Here is a 22,738-nt window from a genome sequence, read left to right as displayed (position 1 = left end):
GAGCCGCGCGCCGTCCGCCGGCGTCGCTCCGCCGCCGTCTCGCCGGGGCGCCGCCCGCGCGCTCGCGGGCCGCGGCGCGCGCCGCGGCCCCGAGGCTCACCGGGCCCGCCGCCTGCGCGCGCGGGGCGAGGGCGCGACGGAGCTCGCCGGCAGCAGCTCCTGCAGCTCGAGCGGCGCGGGCCCGCACGGCACGCACGCCGCGAACCTCGCCGATCGCGGCGCCCGCGACGACTCCGGCAGGGCGGCAGGCTCGGTCCAGTCGCAGGACACGAGCTCGCCCCCGGGGTCCGTGGGCGTGAGCGAGTCCGCCATCGAGTGGACCGAGCGCTTCATCTCGGTGAGGCGCGCCAGCTGCAGGACGATCGCCACCAGCCGCTCCGGATGGAACGGCTTGAGCAGGACGTGGTGATACGCCGCCTCCTTCGAGCGCGCGTACTCCTCGGCCCCGGTGATCAAGAGACAGCTCGTGTAAACGGGCATGCTCGAGACCTTCCGGAGGAGCTCGTCGCCCCTCATCCCAGGCATGAACAGATCCGAACAGACCAGGTGAAACTCCCTCGTTTCGAGCAGTGCGAGCGCGTGCTCCGCCGACGTACACTCCACGACGTCGACCTCCGTGGAGAGGACCGCTGAGATGCTGCTCAGCATCTGCTCGTCATCCTCGACCACGAGGACGCAGTACCTTCGCCGGCACGACGAGCTGACGGCGCCTCTGTGTTGACCCTGCGAAGAGGTGCGATGGGCTCTTACGGTCGATGACACGGTGGCTGCCTCCTGCGGCGATCGCGGGTCCGCGCCCCGTGCCGCGTTGCCGCGGAGGTGCGCGAGCGCGCTTGCGTGTGTTCGAGCGCCTGCCCGGCGCCCCCCGCGCCGACGGCCTCTTCCTTGGAAACTACACGACCACGTTTGTCGGAGTCAACACCGCAACACGCCCTCTCGGCGGGTCGAACAGCAGATCTCGAGATCCGTTCGACCTGCGTGAATTGGTGTATTCAGGTAGCCCGGACGTCGAGGGTGCGACGTGAACGAACCGGAGCATCGCTGCTGTGGGCGCGATGCGTGATAATTAACAATGCGCGATGTTCGAATCTTCACACGGGTGAATGATGATGAACAAGGGCGTGATGTTCGAATCTTCACACTGGCGCGCGCCGGGGGCCCCGCCGAGCCTGCCAGTCGCGCGCTCCGGGAGGCCCCGCCGAGGCTGCCAGTCGCGCGCCCCGGCGGGCGCGGCTGAGCCTGCCAGTCGCGCGGTCTCCGCGCGTCACGCGGGCGGCCTCGTTCCTGCTCGGCGCCGCGGCGGTCTCGACCTCATCAAGACCAGCCCTGCGCGCGTCATGAGCGCCGGAGGCAAGTCGCGCGGGCGATTTTGCGACAGCTGTGACCAAGCGCCCCATCGCGGCCCCCGGCTGTCGTGGACAGGGCGGGCGTCCGCGTGGAGCGCCTCTTGCACACAGCCCCGGCACTGGAGGTCAAGGTGGCACTTGATTTGTTGAACGAGCCGGGAACACCGCTCGAAAAACAGCAGTTCGATTGGCGGGAGCTGGTCAGCATCCCGTCCAGCAAGCTGAACGATGACGCGTTCACCCGCGTCCGGATCATCTTGATGAACGGCATCGAGTCGGAGGCCGTGCGCTTCTCGCACGCCTGCGCTCGCATGAACGGCGCGCTCCAGCAGGAGCTCGCCCGCATCCGCCGGGTCGAGCATCACCAGCAGACGATGGTGAACTGGCTCCTCCCGGGGGACCTGTCGGTGCTCGAGACCACCATCGGGTTCGAGCAGGTGGCCATCGAGGTCACCGCGTCGGTCGCGATGAACGAGCCCGACGAGTACCTGGCCCAGGTCTATCGGTTCGGGATGCTCGAGGACTTCGATCACCTGTACCGCTACGCGGCGCTGATGGACCGGGTGCACGGCAAGGACGCGAACAACATCCTGCAGTGCTACACGGACATCTGCCCCGGCAGGCCCACGAGCGTCGAGCACCGTTACCCGGACGACGACCTGCGGGCCCCCTACGATCGGAGGACCGCGGCGCCGCTCTCCAAGCTGCACGCGCTCACGATCATGGCGTCCGAGCACCAGACGCACGACTACTACATGAACGTCGGCCCGACGTTCGCCGACCCCATGGCCCGGCAGCTCTACGCGGAGATCGCCTCCATCGAGGAGCAGCACGTCACGCAGTACGAGTCGATCATCGATCCCAACGAGAGCTGGCTCGAGAAGTGGCTCCTGCACGAGGCGACCGAGGTCTACAACTATTACAGCTGTGCGAAGTCCGAGTCGAACCCCAGGATCAAGGCCATCTGGGAGCGGTTCGTCGACTACGAGCTCGGGCAGCTGCACCACGTGCGCCGCCTGTTCGAGCGGATCGAGGGCAGGGACTCGGCGGAGGTCCTGCCGGCCAAGCTGCCCGATCCCATCGAGTTCCGGAGCCACCGCGAGTTCGTGCGCCGCGTCCTCCAGGGCGAGGTGCACCTGCGCGCGGTCGGCAAGAAGATCGTGGATCCCATGCAGATCCCCGAGTCCCCGCAGACGCTCGCGTACCGCGAGCGGATCAACATGAATGGATCGCCGTCCGAGGCGGTGGCCGCGGGGTACGTGTGGGTCCCCGGGACGGAGCTCGCCGCGCAGGCCGTCCCCGGCAAGGAAGCGAACGGCAACGGCGCCAGGCTGTATCAAGTGAGGTCCGCATGAAGACCGAGACGACCGCGGGGATGAACCGCACCGGGATGGACATGTCCCCGATGGACTCGAAGGAGGTCATCGTCGGGGCGAGGATCATGCCGCCGAGCAGCGTGGGCGACGATTCGGCCATCGCCAACGTCGTCGCCCACTACGCGCGGCGGGAGGAGCGGGTCGGCACCATGCCTCCTCCCGGTACGCTCAAGGGCGCCGTGAAGTCGGCCCTCCAGCTGCTGAAGGGCGAGGCGCCGCTCGTCCTGCTCGACAAGCTCGGCGAGCGCCTCGCCTTCGAGCGGGCGGGGAGCCGGCTATGGAAAGGGGTGCTCGCGAAATTCGACGCGCTCGGGTCGTTCGAGGGCGGGCCGACGCGCGCGGAGATCGAGCAGATCTACAGGGAGGAGGTCGAGCACTTCCTCCTGGTCGCTTCGGTGATCCGGATGCTGGGCGCCGATCCCACGGCCGAGACGCCGCTGGCCGACGTCCACGGGGTCGCCTCGTGCGGCCTGATCAAGGTCGTCACCGATCCGAGGACCAACCTGGCCGACGCGCTGGAGGCGATGTTGATCGCCGAGCTCACGGACAACGACGCGTGGGACGTGCTCATCGACATGTGCCAGGGCATGGGCGATGAGGTCCTGTCGCAGTTCCAGGCGGCGCGCGCCGCCGAGGCGTGGCACCTCACGGTGGTGCGCTCCTGGGTGAAGGCGTCGGTGCTCGCCCGGGCCCAGGGGGACCACGCGCCGAGCAGCAGGACGGCGAGCTGAGCCGCGCGGCGAGCGCAGACGCCTGACGGAGACCGGAGCGGCCACGGGCGAGGGGACGGTCAGCTCTTGTAGGAGCCGGCGGGACCTTCGCCCGCGCGCATTTTTGTGGGCGAGCCGCGGCCCTGCGAGCGACGCACCGGCTCGACCAGAGCGCGCCCGATCCGCTAGGATGGCGTGCGCCGGCCCGCGATGGGGCCGCGCGCGACGGCGCTCTGGGGGTGCTCTTCATGCTGGAACAGCTTCGTTTGCAGCTCGGCGGTCGACACGAGGAGCCCAAGGTGGCTCCCGAGGTGACGGACGTCGTGATCCTCGTCCCCGGATTCCTCGGCTTCGATCACTTCGGCGGCTTCTTCTACTTCGCCGACCGCGTCTGCGGCGCGCTGCGCGGCGCGCTCGAGGTGAAGCTCGGCCGCCCCGGCCTCGTCCCGGTGATCCCTGTCACGTCGCGGCCGACGGCGTCCCTCGCCGAGTGCCAGGCTTCGTTGATCGTCTTTCTCAAAAAGGTCGTCCAGCAGTTCCCGAGCGCCAATCTCCACCTGGTCGGCCACAGCACCGGCGGCGTGCACGCCCAGCTGCTCACCAGCGCCCGGCCTCAGGGCAAGGACCGCTGGGACGACGAGGACCTCGATCCGGTGAGCGGGTGGCGTCCGAGGATCCGGTCGGTCGTCTCCCTCTGCGCGCCGCACTGGGGGACGTACCTCGCCCACTCCGACCTGGCGCGGCTGGTCGGCTCCGGCGTCGAGCCGGGGTCGGTGACGGCCATCCCGCCGCTCTTCAACCTGCTCCGCCTGACGGTGGTCGAATCGGCGCTCTCGGCGTTCGATCTCACCTTCGCGACGGTCACGGAGCTGTGGGGGTTCTTCCTCGACGTGGGCAACAACCGGAAGCTCATCGACGCCCTCACGCCGGAGAGCATGGCCGAGGTGCGGGACAGGGACAGGAGCGCCGGGCCGCGGCATCCGGCCCGCCTGCGGAGCTTCGTGACCGTGGCGAACGCGAGCGACGACTCCGATCCTTTCTTCGTCGACCTCCACAAGCGGGCCGCGAACACGGCGTCCGGCGCGCCGAGCCGGATCGCGGCCGAGGCCATCAGGCGCCTCGAAGACGAGCTGCGGCTGCACGCGCAGGGGGGGCCGCCGCGGCCGTGCCGCGTCATCAAGTTCCCGGACAGCCCCGCTGGGCCGGTCTCTCCGTCGAGCAACGATGGTGTCGTCAACACCGCCCATCAGCTCGTGGATCCGGGGTCGCCGGAGGAGCTCGCGGCGATCGTGGTCGCCGACCACGCCGACGTCATCGGGCACTACGACCGCTGGGAGCTGCGCGCCGCGCGCCCGGGCGAGGAGGTCCGCTGGTCGCGGTTCAAGCGGGGTCTCTTCCGCAGCGGCTCGCGGTTCCGGGACGAGCAGTTCTTCGAGCTGTACGCGGCCATCGCCGACGAGCTCCTCCCCGGGATGACGGCGGGCGCCGCGCGGTCGAGCGCGCCTCCAGCGGACCGCGCGGACCGCGCGCGGCCGGCCGCGCCGAGCGCCCCGCCGCCGGCGGAGGGCTGAGCCGCTCTCTCGATCACCACCCGCGGCCCGCGTGCGGCTAGACTCCGCGCAATGTTCTGGTTCGATGCCGTCCTGCTCGGGGTCCTCGAGGGCCTGACCGAGTTCCTCCCCGTCTCGTCCACCGGTCATCTCATCCTGCTCGGCGCGTGGCTCGGCCATGAGAGCGAGGCGGCGAAGACGCTCGACATCGTGATCCAGCTCGGCGCGGTGCTCGCCGTCGTCGTCTACTTCCGCGAGCGGCTCGCCGTCACCGTGCGCGGCATCTTCCGGCGCGATCCGGACAGCCTCCGCCTCGCGCTCGCCCTCGCGTTCGCCTTCTTCCCGGCCGCCCTCGTCGGCCTGCTCTTCCACAAGGCCATCAAGGCGCACCTCTTCGGCCCCGGCCCCGTCGCGGTCGCGCTCATCGCCGGCGGCTTCCTGATGATCGGCGTCGAGTCCGCCCGCCGGCGCAGGCCGGACCAGGGCGCGCCCCGCGTCGAGGACGTGACGCTGCAGCGCGCGCTGGCGATCGGCGTCGCCCAGTGCTTCTCGCTCTGGCCTGGCGCGTCGCGCTCGATGACCACCATCGTCGGCGGGCAGCTCTCCGGCCTCAGCACCGCCGCGGCCGCCGAGTTCTCGTTCCTCCTCGCCATCCCGACGCTCGGCGCCGCGACCGTGTTCGACCTCGCCAAGAACGGCCGCGCCCTCCTCGACGCGCCCGGCGGCGCCGCCGCGCTCGCCGTCGGCCTCGCCGTCTCGTTCGCGGTCGCCCTGCTCGTGATCGCGGTCTTCCTGCGCTACCTCAAGCGCTACGGCCTCGCGCCGTTCGGCTGGTACCGCATCGCGCTCGGCGCCGTCGTCCTGTGGCTCTGGGTCGCGAGCCGCACCGCGCCGGTCGACGCGGGCGCCGCGGCCGAGCCCGCGCCGCGCGGGGACGTCGCGGCCTCGGCGGGCGCGCTCGCCCGCGCCGGCGATCACCCGAGCCGCCCGTAGGCGTACAGCCAGCGGGCCGTCGTCGCCCCCCGGTTGCGGACGGTGTGCACGACGCCGGCCGGGATCTCGATCTCCTCGCCGATGCGCGGCACGAGCGTCTTGCCCGCGAGCGTGAGCTCGAGCTCGCCTTCGAGGACCATCAAGAGCTCGTCGTCGTCGTGAACGAAGTCCTCCCATACGCGGCCGGGCGGATCGGTCCAGAGCCCGCCGTGGAAGCCGCGCGCGCGCCAGCGCTCCAACACTTCATCGCGAGTCGCCATGTCCATGCGCGCCAGTTTGCCCGCGCGCAGGCGATCCTGCCCGCTTCTTCGACGTCGGATCCTCGTCGGGACGGACGGCGTTGGCGCGCGTTGGTCGGAGGAGCGACGGCGCCCGCGAGCGCGGCGGCGCTCCTGTGGGCGCGCGGAGCGGCTGGACGCGCGACCTCGTCAAAAACAGCAGAAACGGGCTCAACGACGGAAGCGACGGAAGAGCGACGGAAGAGCGACGGAAGGACGACGGACGCGACGGAAGGACGACGGACGCGACGGAAGAACGGCGGACGCGGCGGAAGAACGGCGGAAGCGACGGAAGGCGCAACGGCCCGCTTGCGAAGGACGTCGCGTCGGGCTAGGATGCTTCTTCTCACGAACGTCCCTGGCCCTCGACACGACGCTTTCCCTCTTCCCTCTCGCGAGGGAGACTGCAGCTCGCTCGGACGACTGGACGACGCACCGTGTGACCGCGCGGGAGTTCCGCGCGGCACGTCTCCGTTCGATCCGTTACGGCTTCGTCGGATGGCAGGCCGAGAGCGCCTCATGGCGCATCAGAAAGCCGTAAAAGCAGGATGACATGGGAAATCGTCTCTACGTAGGAAATCTTTCGTTCAGCACCACCCGCGAGACGCTCGAGTCCGCGTTTGCCTCGGCCGGCGAGGTTCGCGAGATCGCGATGCCGACCGATCGTGAGACCGGGCAGCCGCGCGGCTTCGCGTTCGTGACCATGGGCTCTGTCCAGGCCGCGAACAGCGCGATCTCCCAGCTGAACGGCGCCCTCCTGGATGGTCGCCCGCTCAAGGTCAACGAGGCGCAGGAGCGCCCGGCGCGCGGTGGCGGCGGCGGCTTCGGTGGTGGTGGCGGTTACGGCGGCGGTGGTGGTGGCGGCTACGGCGGCGGTGGTGGCGGCTACGGCGGCGGTGGTGGCGGCCGCGGCGGCCGCGGCGGCGGTCGGGACCGGTACTGATCACCGGCGCGGCGCGGCGGAGCTCATGCTCCGCCGCGCTTGCGCTTTCAGAGCGCGCCCGAGGGCGCTGAAGAACGCGCCGGAGGGCGCCGAAAGGCCTGGTTCCGCATGCAGAAGCAGGGAGCATTGAAGCGGCAAAAGGAACGCGCACGGCAAGAGAAGCAGCGCGAGAAAGACGCGAATCGCGTCGCGCGCCGCAAGGAAAAGGGCCCCGGCAGCAACGGCGCACCGGGAGAGGATCCGGACATCGCGGGGATCATCCCGGGGCCTCAGCCCCCGGTCGTGGAGTGAAACGCGCCGCGCCCAGCCGGGGCGCCGAGGGCGCCCTGCCCGAGCTGGCGACCGATCCGGACAGCGCTGCGCGGCCGACCGAACGGCAGCAGTTCATCGAGCAGAGCGCGACCGCCGTGGGCCAGGCGTGGGCCGAGCGGTGGCGTCAAGACCTCCATCGCGAAGGCCGCCCCACCGCGGGCGGATGGCCCGGCACGCTGCGCGAAGCGCGGACTCAGGTGGAGATCGCCCTCCCGGGCGAGCTGCTGCGCCGCAAGATGCCCGCCATCACCGGCGTGGAGCGCGAGCTCGCCGCCCGGACCGCGTACGCGAGCGCGCGGGACGAGTGGCGCAGGCATCTCGAGCCCGAGGCGCCGTAGAGCGGCGGTCACCCGCTCCGGATATGGGCCCGTCGCGAGCGGCGGTCACCCGCCCGGGAGATGGGTCTGGATCGGCGTTCCGACCGGCCCGCGTTCAGACCTGCGCGACGATCTCACCGGCTCCGTCGTCTCTCGAGCCCGATCGCTGGCGGGGCGGCCGGCGTGGCCGGGGCGCCGCTCGTGACCTCGCCCTGGGCCCGCTCTTCGCGGGTGGCCCGATTGAGCCGGGTACGGCGCGGTAGATCGCCTCTGTGCTGATGACATCGACGTCGCCCGTAGGGCCGACCTCGAGCGGGCGGGCATGGAAGTCGATCCCATCCGCCGTGACGTCGTCGAGCGTGGGCGTCGTCTCGGTCGCGGTGCCGTCCGTGCCGATACGGTAGATGGTCCCGACGAGATTGACCATCACACCGCCGGGCGGATTCGAAGGTGCGTGCGGCGGAGAGGTCTCCATGGTCGTGCGGTCCCGCGATACGAGGATTTGAGCGGGGACGCCACCATCGAGGATGTAGAGGCGATTGTCGGTGCCCACATCCATGCTTGTCATGCCGGCATCGGCGTTTGGATCGACGTTACAAGCTCGCATCCCACCCGTGCCCGCCGAACGAGCCCCCATCGCGCAGAGCTCAGGTCGTGTCGAGAGATGGCGACAGGGGCAACACCGGTGCGCTCCGGCGCGCAGCCGGAACTCCCACGCTCCATCGCGCGCGCTCGCCCCGCTGCTTGCCGCCGGTCGGCCGAGGCGCGGCGTGCCGGAGCTCCCGGTGAGCCGTCGCAAGCGCGGTGCGCCGCCTGCTCCGGTGCTCTCAAGGCCGCTGCGCCCCGCGGTCTCGCCCCCCATCGACGCCCTCGTCGCGGAGCGACGCCTGATCGCGGCCACGGCCGTCGCTCGCGGTGTCGCCGCGAGGATCGCGAGGATGTGCTCCAGGACGTGCTCGTCGCCGCCTGGAGAGCCGTCCAGGAGGGCAGATGCCGCCCTGAGCCGCGGGCCGAGCGGCGCCGCGCGCTCCAGGGACTCAATCCGGCCACGACCGCCCGCAGGCTGCAGGTCGCCCGAAAGGCGCTCGCCGACCGGAGCGCGCGGCGGCCCTGGCAATCCGGGCGCCGCCACGGCGCCGGCTCCAGGGGCCGGCCATCTCCTGCGCGGGTGACCGCTTCGCTCGTTCGGTACGCTGCCGCGGGGCCCGACTTCCGGTCGAGCTCGCTCAAACGTCCTCGGTAGGCTTGATCCGCTCGCGACGTCCGAGGCGGCCTCAGGCGAGGACCGCCGTCCCCGGTCCCTACGCCTGGGGGCTCGACCGGTACGTGGCCGTGGCGACGTACCGGAGGACCCTGGAGCAGAACGCGTTGCCACAGCTGCCCCGACACACGCATTCGCCCTCGAAGCGCGCCGTGCGAGTCGCGAGGGCGCTCAGCACCTCCTGCGTCACGTCGTAGCCGCCGTTGTCGCAGGAAGAGTACGAGCACGGCATCTCGAACAGCGCTGCCGCGTGCTCGACGACGACGCGGCGGATGTACTGCGTGTCGTTCTTGGCCGCGTCGGGCCTGGCCTCGCGGATCTCCAGGTTCAAGCTCGTCAGATCCGGCACCCTGTGAAGGAGCTTGCCAGCTGCCTGCTCCCGCTTCCCGCGGAGCAGCATGCGCTCCTCCCGCTCGATATTCCTGCGACGGTTCGCTGAGTACATCGACCACCTCTGTCACGCAGGAATGCACCAAGCCCCTGCCGTTATTCAGTATAGCGCACGGAGCGGGGCGGCGCATGCACAATCTGGGCTCTCCCGGAGCTCGGCGATCCCGTAGATTCAAGCGGCCCGGAGGAGAAGCGACGAAGGCCCCGGCGAGGGGGTGATGGTGGACCGCCTGGCCGGATCGACATCCGCTGCTCGCGACGCCCGGAGCGCCCCAGAGCGCGTGAGAAAATTCCAATGTCGAGCGGAATGTGTCGAACGCGGCGAGCGGGCGTGAGCGTACGTGCGCAACACGTGCTCGACGGCAGCGCGGATCTCCAGGAGATACGATGAGCGCCGCTGGCCGAATCTCCTGGAGAGCGCTTCCGTCGCCGCGAAAAGGCCTTACGTTGCCCTCGATATGCACCAAGCAGCCCTGCGCGACCCGCCGCGGTCGCCCTCAGAGGAGACTCCGCACCAGCACGAGGATCGGCTCGCGCGCGCCAGCGCTCTCGCGGGGTGCGCGCCTGTGCCCGCCCGCTGGGACAACGTCCTCGCCGGGACCGCCGGCTGGACCGACCCCACCCTGGTGAAGAGCCAGCGATTCTATCCGAAGGGCGCGTCGAGCCCGGAGCAACGGCTCAAGTTCTACGCGTCCCAGTTCCCCGTGGTCGAGGTCAACTCGACCTATTACGCCCTCCCCGCCACGGCGACGGTGGCGCAGTGGGTCCAGCGGACGGCGCCCGACTTCGTGTTCAACATGAAGGCGTTCGCGCCGCTCACCCAGCACCCTGTGGAGCCCGCCCGCCTCCCCGCGGACGTCCAGCGCGCCCTGCCGCACGCGCTCCTCGACAGGCGCCGTCTCTATCCCGGCGACCTGCCGGCCGAGGCGAGAGACGTGCTCTGGGACCGCTTCCGGCGAGCCGTCGAGCCGCTGCGGCAGGCGCGCAAGCTCGGGTACGTGCTCTTCCAGTTCCCGCCGTGGTTCACGGCGACGCGCGGCAACGTGAGGGTCATCGAGGACTGCCGCGCCCGCATGGAGGGGATCCCGCTCGCCGTCGAGCTCCGTCACGCGTCCTGGGGCGAGCCCGACCGCATCGAGCGCGTCGTGGACTTCCTGCGGGATCTCGAGGCCTTCTACGTCATCGTCGACGAGCCGCAGGGCAAGGAGAACAGCATGCCTCCCACCCCGCTCGTCGCCGATCCGCGCCTCGCCGTGGTGCGCTTTCACGGCCGCCGCGCGGAGACCTGGGGCGCCTCGGTGAGCGTGAACGAGAAGTTCAGGTACGTTTACGATCCCGCGGAGCTCGACCCCTGGGCCGAGACCGTCGCGCGGCTCTCCCAGGAGGCGGAGCGGGTCCACGCGATCTTCAACAACTGCGTGTCCGATTACGCCGTGCTCGGGGCCAGGGGGCTCATGGCCCTGCTCGCCCGAAGGGCCGAGTCGCTGGACCGCGAGCCGGCCCCGGAACACGCAGCCTCGACCGTCCACTGAGCCCCGGTCGCCCTTGCAGCGTCCGCGGACACCTCGCGTCCGGCGTCTCCTTTGGCGCTCGCGGCGTCGCCGCGGCCGCGGAACACGGTAGGCTCCGCCGCGATGATGCAGTCCAGAGCGGCGGGCGCCCCCCGCCTCGCAGCGCCTCCGCGCCGGTCGCGGCGCGCGGCCGCGCTCCTCGCGGCGCTCGCGCTCGCCCGCTGCGGGGGCGCGCCGCCCCGACCCGCGCCGCAGGAGGGCCGCGCGCCCGCGCCGGCGCACCCCGCGCCGCCAGCGCCGGAGCTCCTGCGCGCCCGCTGGGTCGACGCGAGCGGCGCGACCGCGGTCGGCCCCCGGGTCGCGGGCGGCACCATGGCCCTGCTCGGCGGCCGGCGCGTCCTCGTCGGTAGCGACGGCGCAGCGCGGCCGGAGACCGCCCCCTGCCCGGAGCCCCTGATCGAGCTCGCGCTCGTGCCGTCCGCCGCCGGCCCGCGGCTCGTGGGGCGCGGGGTCCACGGCGTCTACCGGTTCGACGATCCGCTCGGCGCGCCCGCCATCCTCGCCCGGTCCGAGACCGAGCTCCTTCGCATCGGCGGCGGGCCCGCCGTCGTCGCGGTGTGGGACGCCGCCTCGGATCTCCCGAGCTTCCTCGACATCGAGACCGGGCAGCCGCGCGCGCTGCCGGGCTTGCCCGCCCTGCCGCTCCGCGCCGTCGCGTTCCGGGACCTCCGGCAAGGCGCCGGGCTCTTCGAGGCGGCGGGGCTCGCGGTCACGGCCGACGGCGGCGCGTCGTGGCGCTCCCTGGGCCCGGCGCTGCCCGGCGACGGCCAGGGGACCGACCCCGCCGCCCTGCTTCACCTCTCCGGCCTGCGCCTGCGCGGCGACGCGCTGCTCGCGGTCGCGCAGGGCGCGGCGGCGCCGCCCGGACAGCGCGAGGCGCGGATCCTTGTCGCCGAGGCGCGGCTCGCGCCGGCCGGCGACGCGCCCGAGCCCGGCGCGGACGCCCCGCTGCTCCGCTGGATCCGCGCGACCGGGCGCCACCCGCTCGAGGCCGCGATCGCGAGCGGCGCGGCGTGGGGGAGCGCCGCGATCACGGCGAGCCACGGCCTCCTCGCCCGCGTGGACCTCGCCTCGGGCGCGCTGCACGAGATCGCCAGCTTCGGCCGCGGTGACTGGTGGCGGAGCGCCTGCGGCGTCGGCCGCGCGGGGCGCTCGGCGTGGGTGGCCTGCGCGCTCGGGGAGGAGGGGGCGGACGGGCGCCACGATCCGTTCGGCGTGCTCCAGGTCGCGGCCGCCGGCGGCCCGCTCGGCCGCGAGCCCCCGGTCCTGCTGCGGAGCGGCGAGGCGGAGCTCCGGGTGTCGCCGAGCGGGGGCGCCATGCTGCTCGCGCCGTGCGACGCGGACGAGGAGGGCAGCGCGTGCGTGCGCCAGCCGAGCGGGGCGTGGATCACGGTCCGCCCGGGCACCGACATCCACTGGCGCGGCGCGGGGCCGCTCGCCGACGGCCGGATCGCGATCGTGCGCGGCCTCTGGGACAGCGACGTGCCGCCCCGCGAGGAGCCCGCCGCCGAGCCCGCGCCCCGCGGCGGACAGGGCCGCGAGGGCGCGCAGGGCCGCGAGGGCGCGCAGGGCCGCGAGGGCGCGCAGGGCCGCGAGGGCGCCGCGGCCGGGGCCCACGTCGCGGTGATCGACGCCCGCGGCCGGGAGGAGCCGCTGATCCCGCTCGGCTGGCTGCGCGGCGGGGGCGGCGACGTCCACGTGGTCAGCCCGATCGAGGAGGGGCACGACGGCGCCCTGTCGTTCGTGGTCGCCGACGAGGCCGGCGAGCTCACCGCCGCGGTCGTGCCCCGCGGCGGCGAGGCGTCGCGGGCTCGCCTGGCCGGCGCCGCGCACGCGCTGATCCACGGCGGCCGCGGCGTCGCGGTCGGGGAGGGGAAGGTGCTCGCGTCGACCGACGCCGGCCGCTCGTGGGCGCCCATCGAGGCCCCGCCCCGCGCCCTGGAGGCCGCCGCCCAGCTCGGCGACCTGCTCGCGGAGCCCGGGGTGCTGGCCGTCAACGAGGTCGGCCTCAAGATCGACGCCTACCTCCGCGTCGGCTGGGGCCCGGCGCTGCCCGCGCCGGGGGCGCCCGCCGCCGGGCCGGCGCTCGACGCCGCGCCGCTCCTGCCGCACCGCCCGCCCCCGGCGCTCCCGGAGCGCGCGCTCGCCTGCACGGCGCAGCCGGGGCCGCCGCCCGCGCCGCCGGGCGTGCCGCCGCCGAGCAGCGCGCAGGAGGCGCTCGCGCTGCTCGCGGGCGGCGCGACGCCCGGGCCCGCGGGGCAGCGGCACGCCTCGTCGGTGAGCGACCGGCGCTGGGGCCCGCTCTCCACCGTGGCCGTGCTCGATGCGACCGCGCCCGACGGCGCGGCCGGGCGCGCCGGCCCGGGGCGGGGCGCCGCGGCGCCGCGCGCCTCGTGGACGCTGCGCTGGCTCGACCCCACCGAGCTCGGGGCCCGGGTTCGCTCGTGGACGGGCCCCGCGCCGGCGGGCGTCGGCCGGGACGCGATCCTGACGCGGTTCGCGGCGTCCGGCGACCGGATCGTCTTCGGCGTGCGCGCCTCGGGCCGCGACCTGCTCGTCCGGGCGAGGCCCGGCCGCGGCCCCGAGGTCGTCGAGGCGCCGCAGGAGCTGATGCCCGAGGCGGAGGTCGCCTTCGGCGAGGCGCCGGACGGGCCGATCGCGTGGCTCCGCGGCACGTCGCTCATCGCGTGGCGATCCGGCGAGGCCCCGCGGCCGATCGCCTCGCTCGCGAGCCGCGGCGCGCGCGCGCTCGGGCAGCCGACGGCCGCCGGCGTGCCGCTGCTGCTCGGCTTCCGCGACCTGACCCTCGGCCGCACGGTGCCGATCCCGCCCGCGGAGAAGGCCGCGCCGGGCGCGCCCGCGCAGCGCGGCGCGCGTGGAGCGCCTCCGGAGACGGCCGCGCCGGGCGCGCCTCCGGAGACGGCCACGCCGGCGAAGGCCCCGCCGCTCCTGCCGCTCGACGGCTGGGAGATCGCCCCGAACGTCCGCGCCGAGCTCACCCGTCTTCCGGCGTGCCCTGCGCGCCCGCGCGGCGACCGCTTCGTGCTGGATCGCGCGAGCGCCGCCGCGACCCTCGACGGCCGCGGCGCGATCGCGAGCACGGCTGTCTATGACGTCCGTGTGTCAGGGCGTGACGCCTGCGTGGCGAAGATCGCCGCGCTGATCGAGCCCGAGCGCCGGGCCGAGGCCCCGCCGAGCGCCCGCCCCGGCGCGGGCGAGATCGCGTATGTGCGCGCCGATCTCGCGGCCCAGCGCGCCGAAGGTGGCGAGCGCGGGATCGGCGAAGGCGCTGGCAGGCTCGGAGGAACGGCGCGCGGCGCCGTACGTGGAACCACGCGCCGCCTCGCGTGCTCCCTGCCCGTCCGGCCCTGAAGCGCCGCTGCCGCGGGGAGCTTCGTGCTCGACGCCCCACCCCTCGCGCGGCTATATGTTCGCGCGCTATGTCCTCTTCGAAACACCCGCGCTCCTCGCACCGCCATCTCGGCGATGGAGTTGAAGACAAGCTCGTCCCGCTCGAGGCGCTCGACCCGCTGAAGATCGGGTCGTTCGACGACCTGCTCCGCGCGATGAGCCGGACCGCCTTCAGCGGCCGTGCGCTCGGCGAGGCGTGCGACGTGCTCGAGACGATGGTGCGCGACGAGGACTGCCTCGTCGTGGCGACCTTCTCCGGCGCCATGACGGTGGCCAAGATGGGCGTCGTCATCGTCCGGATGATCGAGGCCGGGATGATCGACTGCATCATCAGCACCGGGGCGCTCATGGCGCACGGGCTGAGCGAGGCGGTCGGACTGACCCACTACAAGGCGAACCCGGCCATCTCGGACGAGGCGTACTTCGAGAAGGGGTACAACCGCGTCTACGACACGCTCGAGATGGAGAAGAACCTCAACGCCATCGAGGTCTTCGTCCGGAAGGAGCTCGACAAGCTGGACAGCGGGTCGTCCTGGTCGAGCGAGATCATCTGCCGCCAGCTCGGCAAGGCGCTGGCCGAGATGGGCGACTCGCCCGGCGTGCTCCGGAGCGCGTACCTCCGCAACGTGCCCGTCTATGTGCCGGCCTTCACCGACAGCGAGATGGGCCTCGACGTGGCGACGTGGATGCTGCGCAAGGTGAAGGCGCAGCACGGCGACAAGCCGGGCTTCGACGTGTGGCGCGAGGCGGTGCCGCCGCCGTACAACCCGTTTCTCGATCTCCTGAGCTACGCCCGCCTGGTCCGCACGAAGAAGCGCCTCGGCATCTTCACCATCGGCGGCGGCGTCCCGCGCAACTGGGCCCAGCAGGTCGCGCCGTTCTACGACATCGTGGGCGATCGCCTCGACATCGAGGTGGATCACCCGCGGTTCCAGTACGGCGTCCGCATCTGTCCCGAGCCGGTGCACTGGGGCGGCCTCTCCGGCTGCACCTACTCCGAGGGCGTGAGCTGGGGGAAGTTCACCGCGCCGCAGGAGGGCGGCCGGTTCGCCGAGGTGTACGCGGACGCCACGGTCGCCTGGCCGCTCCTCGTGCGCGCCCTCCTCGAGCGGCTCGGCAAGATGCCGAAATAACGGAGCGAGCCACCATGCGCGCCGCCATGCCCCGCCCGCCGCGCCTCCTCGAGGCGCTCCTCTCCCTGGCCGCCGCCGGCGGCGCGCTCCTCGCCGCCGGCTGCCCCTCGCAGGAGGAGCGCGTCTGCGATCTCATGTGCGACTGCAGCGGCTGCAGCGAGGCGCGGTACCGCGAGTGCGTCGACAAGACGGACGCCGCGAGGCAGGCCGCGGTGGAGGCGAGCTGCCCCGCCTTCCTCGACGAGTACCTGGCCTGCGTCGACGCGGAGGCCGAGTGCAAGGACGACGTGCTCTCCTACGACGGCTGCGTCGACCAGGAGAGGGACCTCCGCCAGTGCGGCGTCTTCGTCTTCCGCACCGTCTGCGAGCAGGCCAACGAGCGCCTCATGGGGTGCGGGCAGGGGGCCCCCTTCGGGAGCGGCCCCGAGGCGTGCCCCGAGGAGGTCGCGTGCAACGCCGAGTGCATCGTCCGCGTGTCCTGCGACGGGCTGAACGGGATCGACTTCGAGGAGGCCCAGCGCTTCAACGACTGCAACAGCAACTGCTTCCTGAAGCCCTGAGCGCCGGGCCCCTCACGGGTCTGCGATGAAGCTGTCCTGGTAGCCCGGGTCCTCCACCTCGAGCGCGGCCGGGGTGGCCGCGAGCGGGCGGGTCGTGTCGAGCATGACCGCGAGCTCGCTCGTCGCGCGGCTCCCGAGGCTCGCCTCGTACGCGCCGGGGTGCGGCCCGTGCGGGACGCCGGCCGGGTGGTGCGAGATGCTGCCGGGGCCGACGCCGCGGCGCGAGGTGAAGTTGCCGCGGCAGTAGAACAGGAACTCGTCGCAGTCGACGGACGAGTGCGGGTAGGGGCACGGGATCGCCTCCGGGTGGAAGTCGACGGGGCGCGGCACGAAGCTGCAGATGAGGGCGCCCCGCGCCGCGAACGTCCCGTGCCAGTCCGGCGGCAGGTGCACGAGCCCGACGCGCGCCTGGAAGCGCTCGATCGGGAACGCGAACGGGTACACCGTCCCGTCCCAGCCGACGACGTCGAGCGGAGAGCGCTCGCAGGCGAAGCCGTGGAACGCGCCGCCGCGCTTCACGACGAGCGCGCGGATGCCCTCGTCGAGCGGGCCGACGAACGTGGGCCGCCGGAAATCGCGGTGGGAGTAGGGCGCGTCCATCCGCAGCTGGCCGACCTCGTTGCGCCACTGCCGCGGGAGGTGGACGTCCGCGGCCTGGATCGAGAGCCAGCGCTGGGGCGCGGCGTCCGGGAGGAAGCGGTGGAAGAGCCCCTTCGGGACGACGACGTAGTCGTCCTGCTCGAAGCGGAGATCGCCGAGCATCGTGCGCAGGACGCCGCCGCCTTGCGCGATGAAGAGCAGCTCGTCGGCGTCCGCGTTCGCGAAGTACACCGGATCGGCGGCGTCCGGCTGGGCGAGCCCGATCACCACGTCGTCGTTGAAGAGCAGCGGCACGCGGCAGTCGATCGCGGGCCCGCCCCTCCGCGGCAGGTCCTGCGACCGGTAGTGCCGCTTCGCGAGCGGGCGCGGCGGCGCGGCGACCGGCAGCGCGAAGCCGTGCTCGGCCCGCGCGAGCCGGTGCTCGTGCGGCCGGCGCTCGTGGTAGGCGATCGTGTAGGGGCCGTCGAAGCCCGCCCGCGTCAGGCACTCCTCGTAGCGGAGCTCCCCCGCCGCGCTCCGGAGGGCGGTGTGGTGCTTCGGGGGGACGCTCCCCGCGACGACGCGATCGAGCATCAGCCGCGCCCCTCGGCCTTCTGCTGCCGCTCGATGCTCTCGAACAGCGCCCGGAAGTTGCCGGCGCCGAAGCCGCGGTCCCCCTTCCGCTGGATGAGCTCGAAGAAGAACGGCCCGGCGTCCGGATCGCGGTGCGTGCCGGACGACTCCTTGAGGAAGATCTGGAGCAGGTACGACCGCGCGCCGTCGCCGTCGACCAGCACCTCGAGCTCCCGCAGCGCCGCCACGTCCTCGTCGAGCTGCCCGACGCCGAGCCGCTGCAGACGCTCGGGCAGGAGGTCGTAGTAGGCGGCCGGGGTCGGCATGAACTCCACGCCGCGCGCGCGCATCGCCCGCACGGCGGCGAGGATGTCGTCCACGGCGAGCGCCACGTGCTGCACCCCGTCGCCGCGGTGCTCCTCGTTGAAGACGTTGATCTGCGAGCTCTTGAAGTGCGGCCGGTAGGGCTCGTTGTTGGCGAACTTCACGCCGGAGCCCGGGTCCCACATCACGGCCGAGCGGAGGCCCGAGCCGTGGCCCGCGTCCTTCGTGACGTCGTTCGTGTGGAACGCGATCTGCCAGAACGGCTCGAGCCCGAGCACGTGCTCCATCCAGAGCAGGGCGGGCGCCATCGTCTGGAAGTTCGAGGTGATGTGATCGAACCGGGCGATGCCGAAGCGGTTCTCGCCGCCGCGGGGCGCGTCGTGGGCCACGCAGCCGGGGAACAGCGCGGGGTAGCCGTGCCGCTCCACGAAGCGGAAGGTGGTGTCCCCGAACGGCGTCGTGATCGAGAACGAGGCGAAGGTGCCCCCGCCCTCGGTCACCCGGTGGATCTCGTCGATAGGCGTGCCCCCGCGGCCGTCGAGCAGCCGGAAGGCGCGGTCCACGTCCTCCACCTCGAAGACGATCGTGCCCACCCCGTCGGGGTGCTTGCGCAGGTAGCGCCACGCCCGCCCGCCCTCGCCGATCGGCTGCGAGCAGACGATGGCGCACTCGCCGGCCTGGAAGACGACCGACCGCTGCGCCGCCGCCGCGTTCAGCTCCGGCGAGCTCGCGGCGGTCTCCTGGAAGTCGAGCTTCTCCGTGTAGAACCTGCGGCTCCGCTCCAGGTCGCGCACGTAGTAGTGCAGGGCCTCCACCCGCTTGATGCCGATCGACTCCACCTTGGCCATCTGGGTCCTCCGTCGCGAGGGGTGAACGCAGGGGGTGAGCTACGCGCCCGCGACGGCGTCGACCTGGCGGTCGGCGTGGGCCGCCTGGAAAGCGGGCAGCGCCATGCACGCCGCCTCGATCCGCGTGAGGGTCGAGAGCGGCGCGAGGTCGACGTCGTAACGTCGCGCATTGTAAAGCTGGGGCACGAGGAACACGTCCGCCACGGTGACCTGATCGCCGACGCAGAAGCGCCCGCAGAGCTCGCCCGCCGCCGCCTGGAACGCGGCGAGGCCCGACGCGATGAAGCGGCGCCCGAACGCCCGCTCGTCGCCGCCGAGCTCGTCCCGCACGTACTTCAGGGTGGCGGTGTTCTGCATCGGCTGCGTGCCGGAGTTGATCATCTCGGCGAGCTGCCGCGCCTTGGCGCGCAGGTACGGATCCGCGGGCAGGAGCGGCGGCGCGGGGAACAGCTCCTCGAGCAGCTCGATGATCGCCACCGACTGCGACACGCGCCGGACGGCGCCGCCCTGCTCGAACTCGAGCAGCGGCACCTGCGCCATCGGGTTCTTGGTCCGGTAGTCGTCGCGGAGCTGCTCGCCGCCGTCCCGGACGAGGTTCACCGGCCGGTACGCGTGCTCGATGCCCTTGTGGGCGAGGGCGATGCGCGCGCGCCAGCTGCACGAGCTGCGCCAGTAGCCGTAGAGCGTGAGCCCCGTGAGCGCGACGCTCATCCGGCCACCACCCGCTGCGCGATGCGCCCGAACAGGCTCTCTCCCGAGCGATTCAGCATCTCGATCATGATCGTGTCTCCTGGCTTCATGAAGGGCGTCCTCGCCGCCCCGTGCGCGAGGATCTCGAGCATGCGCTTCTCCGCAAGGCACGACACGCCGCGCGCCGGATCCCGGTTCGAGACGGTGCCGCTGCCGAGCAGGGTCCCGGCCGTGAAGCTGCGGGTCCTGGCGATGTGCTCGATGAGGTCGAAGAACGAGAAGTGCATCTCCGGGCCGGCCTCGGGGTCGCCGACGAGCGCGCCGTTGTACGTGGAGCGCAGCCGCAGGTGGACGCGCCCGTCGCGGAGCGCGTCGCCGAGCTCGTCCGGCGTGATCGCGAACGGGGAGAACGCCGTCGCCGGCTTCGAGCAGAAGAACCCGAAGCCCTTGGCGAGCTCGGCGGGCACGAGGTTGCGCAGCGTCACGTCGTTGGCCAAGAGGAACAGGCGGATGTGCCGGTGGGCCTCGTCGCGGCGCGCGCCCTGCGGGGTGTCGCCGAGGACGGCGCAGACCTCGGCCTCGAAATCGAGGCCCCAGGCCTCGTCGCGCAGGACGATGTCGTCGGTCGGCCCGAGGAGCACGCCGGAGCCGCCCTGGTACACGAGCGGATCGGTCGTGAGGGTCTCCGGAGGCTCGGCGCCGCGCGCCTTGCGCACGAGCTCGATGTGGTGGATGTACGCCGACCCGTCGACCCACTCGTACGCGCGGGGCAAGGGCGCGGCGAGCGCTTCCACGGCGAGCGGGGCCACGGCCGCGCCGCCGCGCTCGATGTGGTCGGCGATGCGGCGCAGCGCCGGCTCGGCGCGCTCCCAGTCGTCGAGCGCGGCCTGGAGCGTGGGATAGGCGGCGCCGGCCGGCGCGTAGGCGAGGCCGTCGCGGCGGACGACGATGAGCGTGCCGTCGCGGCCGGGGCCGCGGAGAGAGGCGAGCTTCATGCGGGGGCGAGCTCCTGGTGCGGTACGGTGCTCTCATCGTCTCCGCTTGACAAGCACGAGGCCGCTCGCGCCTGCTAGTGCAGTGCCCCTCGCGTCGCGCGCGGCGAGCGACCGGGTGACCGGCTGAACGGATCTGCATGAATACCGGACTCGATGTTTTCTCGACGCTCCACCACCTGGTGCAGCGCGCCATGGCCAGCCTCCCGGGCGCGCAGCGCGGCGGCCTGCTGGTGCGCGCGGGACGGCGGCTCGTGTACACGGCGACCGTGGGGCTCGACGGCATCCTGCCGGGCAAGCTGCGCACGCCGTCGGACGGCGGGCTGCTGAGCGCGTCGGCGCCGTTCGGTCCGGCCGCCGCGCCCGAGGCGGCGCGCGGCCCGTGCCTCGTCCCCGCGGCCGCGTGGTACCGGGCGCACCTGCCCGAGGTCGCGGAGCGGCCCGGCTGGCCGCCCGAGGGCGCGTACGTGCAGGTCGTGCCGGTGCCCCTGTTCGGAGGGCCGGGCGCCTACCTCGCGCTGGAGCAGCCGGACGACGCGCCGCTCTCGGGCCCGTACCGCGCGCTCGTGGAGTCGGTCGCGGAGAGCGCGGGCGCCGCGCTCGAGCGGCGCGGCCTGTTCGAGGAGAAGGCGCAGGTCGCCCAGGAGCTGCGCCTGCTCGAGGAGGTGCTGAGCTCCGTCGCCGAGTCGGTCGACCTCGTGGAGCTCATCGAGACGCTCGCGGACGGCATCCGGAGCGTGCAGACGGGCCCGCGCTGGGGCACGATCGACCTCGCCATCCTGGAGGACGCGGGGCGCGAGCCCGCGGCGGACGCGCGGCGCACGCTGCGCCTCTACAAGGCCCCTCGCCGGCCGATGACGGCGTACTGGAACAACGTGCGCGACGGCGCGCTGGCCGCGGGGCGGGATCTGCGGGTGGCGGTGGAGTTCAGGAGCGGGATGGGCGCCGACCCCGCGTCGCAGGAGGCGCTGTTCGAGGAAGGGCTCCGCCGGGGCGTGAAGGGCATCGCCGTCGCGCCGATCGATCCGGCCGCGCTCGAGCCGCTCATCCGCCGCGCGGTCGCCGCGGGCGTCGCGGTGGTCGCGATCGACTCGCCGACCGTGCAGGGCAGCGCGGCCCCGGTCTACATCGGGACCGACAACCGGGTCGCCGGCAGGCTCGCGGGCGAGGTGATGCTGCGGCTCCTGCCGCAGGGCGGCCTGGTCGTGACCCAGGCGGCCTCCTTCGCCGTGTCCAACGCGGGCGAGCGCCTCGAGGGCTTCCGCGAGGCCGTCGCCGGCTCGGCGATCCGCATCGGCGCGCCCCTCGAGAACCACTTCGACCCCGCGCGCGGGATCGAGCTCGCCACCTCCGCGCTGCGCGACGACCCCGAGATCGCCGGCGCGTTCGGGGTGTGCAGCGAGAACGGCCCGAGCTTCGGCGCGGCCTCGGTGACGCTCGGCCGGTCCGGGGATCTCAAGCTCGTCGCCTTCGACCTCATCACGTCCACGGTCGCCATGCTCCAGGACGGCGTGCTCCACGCCGCGGTCGTGCAGCGCGAGTACGACATGGGGTACCGCGGCGTGCAGGTGCTCTACGACATGGCCACGCGCGGCGTCGAGGCGGCGCTCGAGGCCCTGCCGGCGTCGCGCTTCATCGACACGGGCCTCGACGTCGTGACGGTCGAGCGCACGCCGTTCTCGGTGGCGCTCTCGGATCACCTCGCCATGAGCTCCGCCCGCCGGATCACGAACCGCCGGCTGGGCGCGTCGGGCCGCGGGCGGCCGCTCGAGTTTCTGGTGATCGGCATGGCCGAGCGCGAGAGCCTCGTCGACGACGAGCGCGCGCCGGTCGTGGAGGACTCCCTCGTGGGCCGGGTGATGAGCTCGTGCAGCTCGCTCGTCATCGACACCGCGTCGAGCGAGTACCAGCACTTCAGCGACGTCGTCGAGGCCCGCTGGAACGGCGCGCGCACGCTGGTCGGCGTGCCGCTGCTCTCCCGGGAGGCGGTCCTCGGGGTCGTCATGCTGAGCAGCCCGCGGCCCGACGCGTGCTCGGCGAACGACCTGGCGCTGATCGAGCGCGTGGCCTCCGTGGCGGCCGTCGTGCTCGAGAACGCGCGGCTCCTCTCGCGGATCAAGGAGCGGACGCGGGAGCTCGAGTCGCTGAGCCGCCGCCAGGAGGCGCTCCTCGACACGATCGCCGCGATGTCGAGCCCGGCCGTGCCGATCGCGCCCGGCGTCCTCGTCATGCCGATCGTCGGCACGCTGGACGCGCAGCGCTCCGGCCGCTTCATCGAGGCGATGCTGCAGGAGATCTCCGAGCACAAGGCGCGCGCCGTGATCATCGACGTGACCGGCATGGCGGTCGTCGACGCGAGCGCGGCGAGCCACATCGCGCAGGCGGCGCGCGCCGCCGCGATGCTCGGGTCCGAGGTCGTGCTCGTCGGGATCGCGCCGGAGGCGGCGCGGCTCATGGTGGATCAGGGGCTCGACCTCGGGGGCATCGTCACCCGCTCCACGCTGGAGCTCGGGTTCTCGTACGCGCTGGGCAAGACCGGCGGGCGGGTGGTCTACCGGCGCTCCTGAGCCGCGGCGCCCGC

At 73.1% G+C, this 22,738-nt stretch carries 20 protein-coding genes; 12 read left to right on the top strand and 8 right to left on the bottom strand.

The features are described 5' to 3' along the window. Nucleotides 1-96 precede the first annotated feature (96 nt). The gene (locus WME98_RS07350; RefSeq protein WP_437950631.1) at nucleotides 97-648 is read right to left on the bottom strand and encodes a response regulator; all 552 of its coding nucleotides are present in this window, start codon (nucleotides 646-648) and stop codon (nucleotides 97-99) included. A gap of 829 nt (nucleotides 649-1,477) precedes the next feature. Between WME98_RS07350 and WME98_RS07345 the strand changes: the two genes are divergently transcribed. The 4 genes from WME98_RS07345 to WME98_RS07330 all read left to right on the top strand — a co-directional run bounded on the left by WME98_RS07345 (nucleotide 1,478) and on the right by WME98_RS07330 (nucleotide 5,975). Further along, nucleotides 1,478-2,701 (top strand): hypothetical protein, encoded by a 1,224-nt coding sequence (locus WME98_RS07345; protein WP_437950630.1) that lies wholly within the window; start codon nucleotides 1,478-1,480, stop codon nucleotides 2,699-2,701. Continuing rightward, nucleotides 2,698-3,453: a ferritin-like domain-containing protein gene (locus WME98_RS07340; RefSeq protein ID WP_437950629.1), complete on the top strand. Its 756-nt coding sequence runs from the start codon at nucleotides 2,698-2,700 to the stop codon at nucleotides 3,451-3,453. Before WME98_RS07345 ends, WME98_RS07340 begins: the two co-directional genes overlap by 4 nt. A 227-nt stretch (nucleotides 3,454-3,680) precedes the next feature. Next, complete coding sequence (locus tag WME98_RS07335) at nucleotides 3,681-5,003, top strand: esterase/lipase family protein (RefSeq protein WP_437950628.1); 1,323 nt, start codon at nucleotides 3,681-3,683, stop codon at nucleotides 5,001-5,003. Between the two features lie 51 nt (nucleotides 5,004-5,054). Further along, nucleotides 5,055-5,975, top strand: coding sequence for an undecaprenyl-diphosphate phosphatase (locus WME98_RS07330; protein ID WP_437332758.1), 921 nt, complete (start codon nucleotides 5,055-5,057; stop codon nucleotides 5,973-5,975). On the opposite strand, the gene WME98_RS07325 is transcribed toward WME98_RS07330, so the two are convergent. Continuing rightward, nucleotides 5,957-6,241: a cupin domain-containing protein gene (locus WME98_RS07325; protein WP_437950627.1), complete on the bottom strand. Its 285-nt coding sequence runs from the start codon at nucleotides 6,239-6,241 to the stop codon at nucleotides 5,957-5,959. The two genes, WME98_RS07330 and WME98_RS07325, sit on opposite strands and share 19 nt — an antisense overlap. 565 nt (nucleotides 6,242-6,806) lie before the next feature. Here WME98_RS07325 and WME98_RS07320 point away from each other — a divergent pair. The 3 genes from WME98_RS07320 to WME98_RS07310 all read left to right on the top strand — a co-directional run bounded on the left by WME98_RS07320 (nucleotide 6,807) and on the right by WME98_RS07310 (nucleotide 7,846). Continuing rightward, on the top strand, nucleotides 6,807-7,196 hold the full coding sequence (locus tag WME98_RS07320; RefSeq protein ID WP_020739007.1) for an RNA recognition motif domain-containing protein: 390 nt from the start codon (nucleotides 6,807-6,809) through the stop codon (nucleotides 7,194-7,196). Nucleotides 7,197-7,304: 108 nt separating this feature from the next. Beyond that, a complete protein-coding gene (locus tag WME98_RS07315) occupies nucleotides 7,305-7,487 on the top strand; it encodes a hypothetical protein (RefSeq protein WP_061626015.1) in 183 nt (60 codons plus the stop codon). Further along, nucleotides 7,484-7,846 carry a hypothetical protein gene (locus WME98_RS07310; protein ID WP_437950626.1) on the top strand — a complete coding sequence of 121 codons (363 nt, stop codon included), beginning with the start codon at nucleotides 7,484-7,486 and terminating at the stop codon, nucleotides 7,844-7,846. Before WME98_RS07315 ends, WME98_RS07310 begins: the two co-directional genes overlap by 4 nt. Before the next feature lie 94 nt (nucleotides 7,847-7,940). Here the strand turns inward: WME98_RS07310 and WME98_RS07305 are convergent, their stop codons facing one another. Together WME98_RS07305 and WME98_RS07300 are read right to left on the bottom strand one after the other, a co-directional pair. After that, a complete protein-coding gene (locus WME98_RS07305) occupies nucleotides 7,941-8,384 on the bottom strand; it encodes a hypothetical protein (protein WP_437950625.1) in 444 nt (147 codons plus the stop codon). 742 nt (nucleotides 8,385-9,126) lie between these two features. After that, complete coding sequence (locus tag WME98_RS07300) at nucleotides 9,127-9,531, bottom strand: hypothetical protein (RefSeq protein ID WP_437332754.1); 405 nt, start codon at nucleotides 9,529-9,531, stop codon at nucleotides 9,127-9,129. A gap of 403 nt (nucleotides 9,532-9,934) precedes the next feature. Between WME98_RS07300 and WME98_RS07295 the strand changes: the two genes are divergently transcribed. From WME98_RS07295 to WME98_RS07280, 4 genes are all read left to right on the top strand, one after another. Then, complete coding sequence (locus tag WME98_RS07295) at nucleotides 9,935-11,008, top strand: DUF72 domain-containing protein (protein WP_437950624.1); 1,074 nt, start codon at nucleotides 9,935-9,937, stop codon at nucleotides 11,006-11,008. Between the two features lie 102 nt (nucleotides 11,009-11,110). Continuing rightward, on the top strand, nucleotides 11,111-14,419 hold the full coding sequence (locus WME98_RS07290; RefSeq protein WP_437950623.1) for a hypothetical protein: 3,309 nt from the start codon (nucleotides 11,111-11,113) through the stop codon (nucleotides 14,417-14,419). Nucleotides 14,420-14,487: 68 nt separating this feature from the next. Further along, nucleotides 14,488-15,591 carry a deoxyhypusine synthase family protein gene (locus WME98_RS07285; protein ID WP_437950622.1) on the top strand — a complete coding sequence of 368 codons (1,104 nt, stop codon included), beginning with the start codon at nucleotides 14,488-14,490 and terminating at the stop codon, nucleotides 15,589-15,591. Between the two features lie 14 nt (nucleotides 15,592-15,605). Further along, a complete protein-coding gene (locus tag WME98_RS07280) occupies nucleotides 15,606-16,151 on the top strand; it encodes a hypothetical protein (RefSeq protein WP_437332751.1) in 546 nt (181 codons plus the stop codon). Nucleotides 16,152-16,163: 12 nt separating this feature from the next. On the opposite strand, the gene WME98_RS07275 is transcribed toward WME98_RS07280, so the two are convergent. The 4 genes from WME98_RS07275 to WME98_RS07260 are packed head-to-tail and all read right to left on the bottom strand — an operon-like array spanning nucleotide 16,164 to nucleotide 20,160. After that, nucleotides 16,164-17,324 carry a homogentisate 1,2-dioxygenase gene (locus WME98_RS07275; protein ID WP_437950621.1) on the bottom strand — a complete coding sequence of 387 codons (1,161 nt, stop codon included), beginning with the start codon at nucleotides 17,322-17,324 and terminating at the stop codon, nucleotides 16,164-16,166. After that, entirely contained in the window at nucleotides 17,324-18,475 is a 1,152-nt protein-coding gene (locus WME98_RS07270) for a 4-hydroxyphenylpyruvate dioxygenase family protein (RefSeq protein WP_437950620.1), read from the bottom strand. Before WME98_RS07270 ends, WME98_RS07275 begins: the two co-directional genes overlap by 1 nt. A 39-nt stretch (nucleotides 18,476-18,514) precedes the next feature. Continuing rightward, complete coding sequence (gene maiA / locus WME98_RS07265) at nucleotides 18,515-19,186, bottom strand: maleylacetoacetate isomerase (RefSeq protein ID WP_437332748.1); 672 nt, start codon at nucleotides 19,184-19,186, stop codon at nucleotides 18,515-18,517. Further along, the gene (locus WME98_RS07260) at nucleotides 19,183-20,160 is read right to left on the bottom strand and encodes a fumarylacetoacetate hydrolase family protein (protein ID WP_437950619.1); all 978 of its coding nucleotides are present in this window, start codon (nucleotides 20,158-20,160) and stop codon (nucleotides 19,183-19,185) included. Before WME98_RS07260 ends, maiA begins: the two co-directional genes overlap by 4 nt. Before the next feature lie 137 nt (nucleotides 20,161-20,297). Here WME98_RS07260 and WME98_RS07255 point away from each other — a divergent pair, with 137 nt between their 5' ends. Further along, the gene (locus tag WME98_RS07255; protein WP_437950618.1) at nucleotides 20,298-22,724 is read left to right on the top strand and encodes a substrate-binding domain-containing protein; all 2,427 of its coding nucleotides are present in this window, start codon (nucleotides 20,298-20,300) and stop codon (nucleotides 22,722-22,724) included. Nucleotides 22,725-22,738 lie beyond the last annotated feature (14 nt).

It is taken from the genome of Sorangium sp. So ce296 (genome assembly GCF_051529605.1).
Taxonomy (GTDB): domain Bacteria; phylum Myxococcota_A; class Polyangia; order Polyangiales; family Polyangiaceae; genus Sorangium; species Sorangium cellulosum_D.
Note: the sequence above shows the minus strand (reverse complement) of the source record. Positions and strands in the feature narration are given on the sequence as shown.

Coding starts and splice junctions, on each gene's coding strand:
- WME98_RS07255 (WP_437950618.1), top strand. CDS start 20,298: ATGAATACCGGACTCGATGTTTTCTCGACGCTCCACCACCTGGTGCAG.
- WME98_RS07300 (WP_437332754.1), bottom strand. CDS start 9,531: ATGTACTCAGCGAACCGTCGCAGGAATATCGAGCGGGAGGAGCGCATG.
- WME98_RS07295 (WP_437950624.1), top strand. CDS start 9,935: ATGCACCAAGCAGCCCTGCGCGACCCGCCGCGGTCGCCCTCAGAGGAG.
- WME98_RS07315 (WP_061626015.1), top strand. CDS start 7,305: ATGCAGAAGCAGGGAGCATTGAAGCGGCAAAAGGAACGCGCACGGCAA.
- WME98_RS07275 (WP_437950621.1), bottom strand. CDS start 17,324: ATGCTCGATCGCGTCGTCGCGGGGAGCGTCCCCCCGAAGCACCACACC.
- WME98_RS07350 (WP_437950631.1), bottom strand. CDS start 648: ATGCTGAGCAGCATCTCAGCGGTCCTCTCCACGGAGGTCGACGTCGTG.
- WME98_RS07340 (WP_437950629.1), top strand. CDS start 2,698: ATGAAGACCGAGACGACCGCGGGGATGAACCGCACCGGGATGGACATG.
- WME98_RS07335 (WP_437950628.1), top strand. CDS start 3,681: ATGCTGGAACAGCTTCGTTTGCAGCTCGGCGGTCGACACGAGGAGCCC.
- WME98_RS07320 (WP_020739007.1), top strand. CDS start 6,807: ATGGGAAATCGTCTCTACGTAGGAAATCTTTCGTTCAGCACCACCCGC.
- WME98_RS07270 (WP_437950620.1), bottom strand. CDS start 18,475: ATGGCCAAGGTGGAGTCGATCGGCATCAAGCGGGTGGAGGCCCTGCAC.
- WME98_RS07330 (WP_437332758.1), top strand. CDS start 5,055: ATGTTCTGGTTCGATGCCGTCCTGCTCGGGGTCCTCGAGGGCCTGACC.
- maiA (WP_437332748.1), bottom strand. CDS start 19,186: ATGAGCGTCGCGCTCACGGGGCTCACGCTCTACGGCTACTGGCGCAGC.
- WME98_RS07280 (WP_437332751.1), top strand. CDS start 15,606: ATGCGCGCCGCCATGCCCCGCCCGCCGCGCCTCCTCGAGGCGCTCCTC.
- WME98_RS07285 (WP_437950622.1), top strand. CDS start 14,488: ATGTCCTCTTCGAAACACCCGCGCTCCTCGCACCGCCATCTCGGCGAT.
- WME98_RS07290 (WP_437950623.1), top strand. CDS start 11,111: ATGATGCAGTCCAGAGCGGCGGGCGCCCCCCGCCTCGCAGCGCCTCCG.
- WME98_RS07325 (WP_437950627.1), bottom strand. CDS start 6,241: ATGGACATGGCGACTCGCGATGAAGTGTTGGAGCGCTGGCGCGCGCGC.
- WME98_RS07305 (WP_437950625.1), bottom strand. CDS start 8,384: ATGGATGTGGGCACCGACAATCGCCTCTACATCCTCGATGGTGGCGTC.
- WME98_RS07260 (WP_437950619.1), bottom strand. CDS start 20,160: ATGAAGCTCGCCTCTCTCCGCGGCCCCGGCCGCGACGGCACGCTCATC.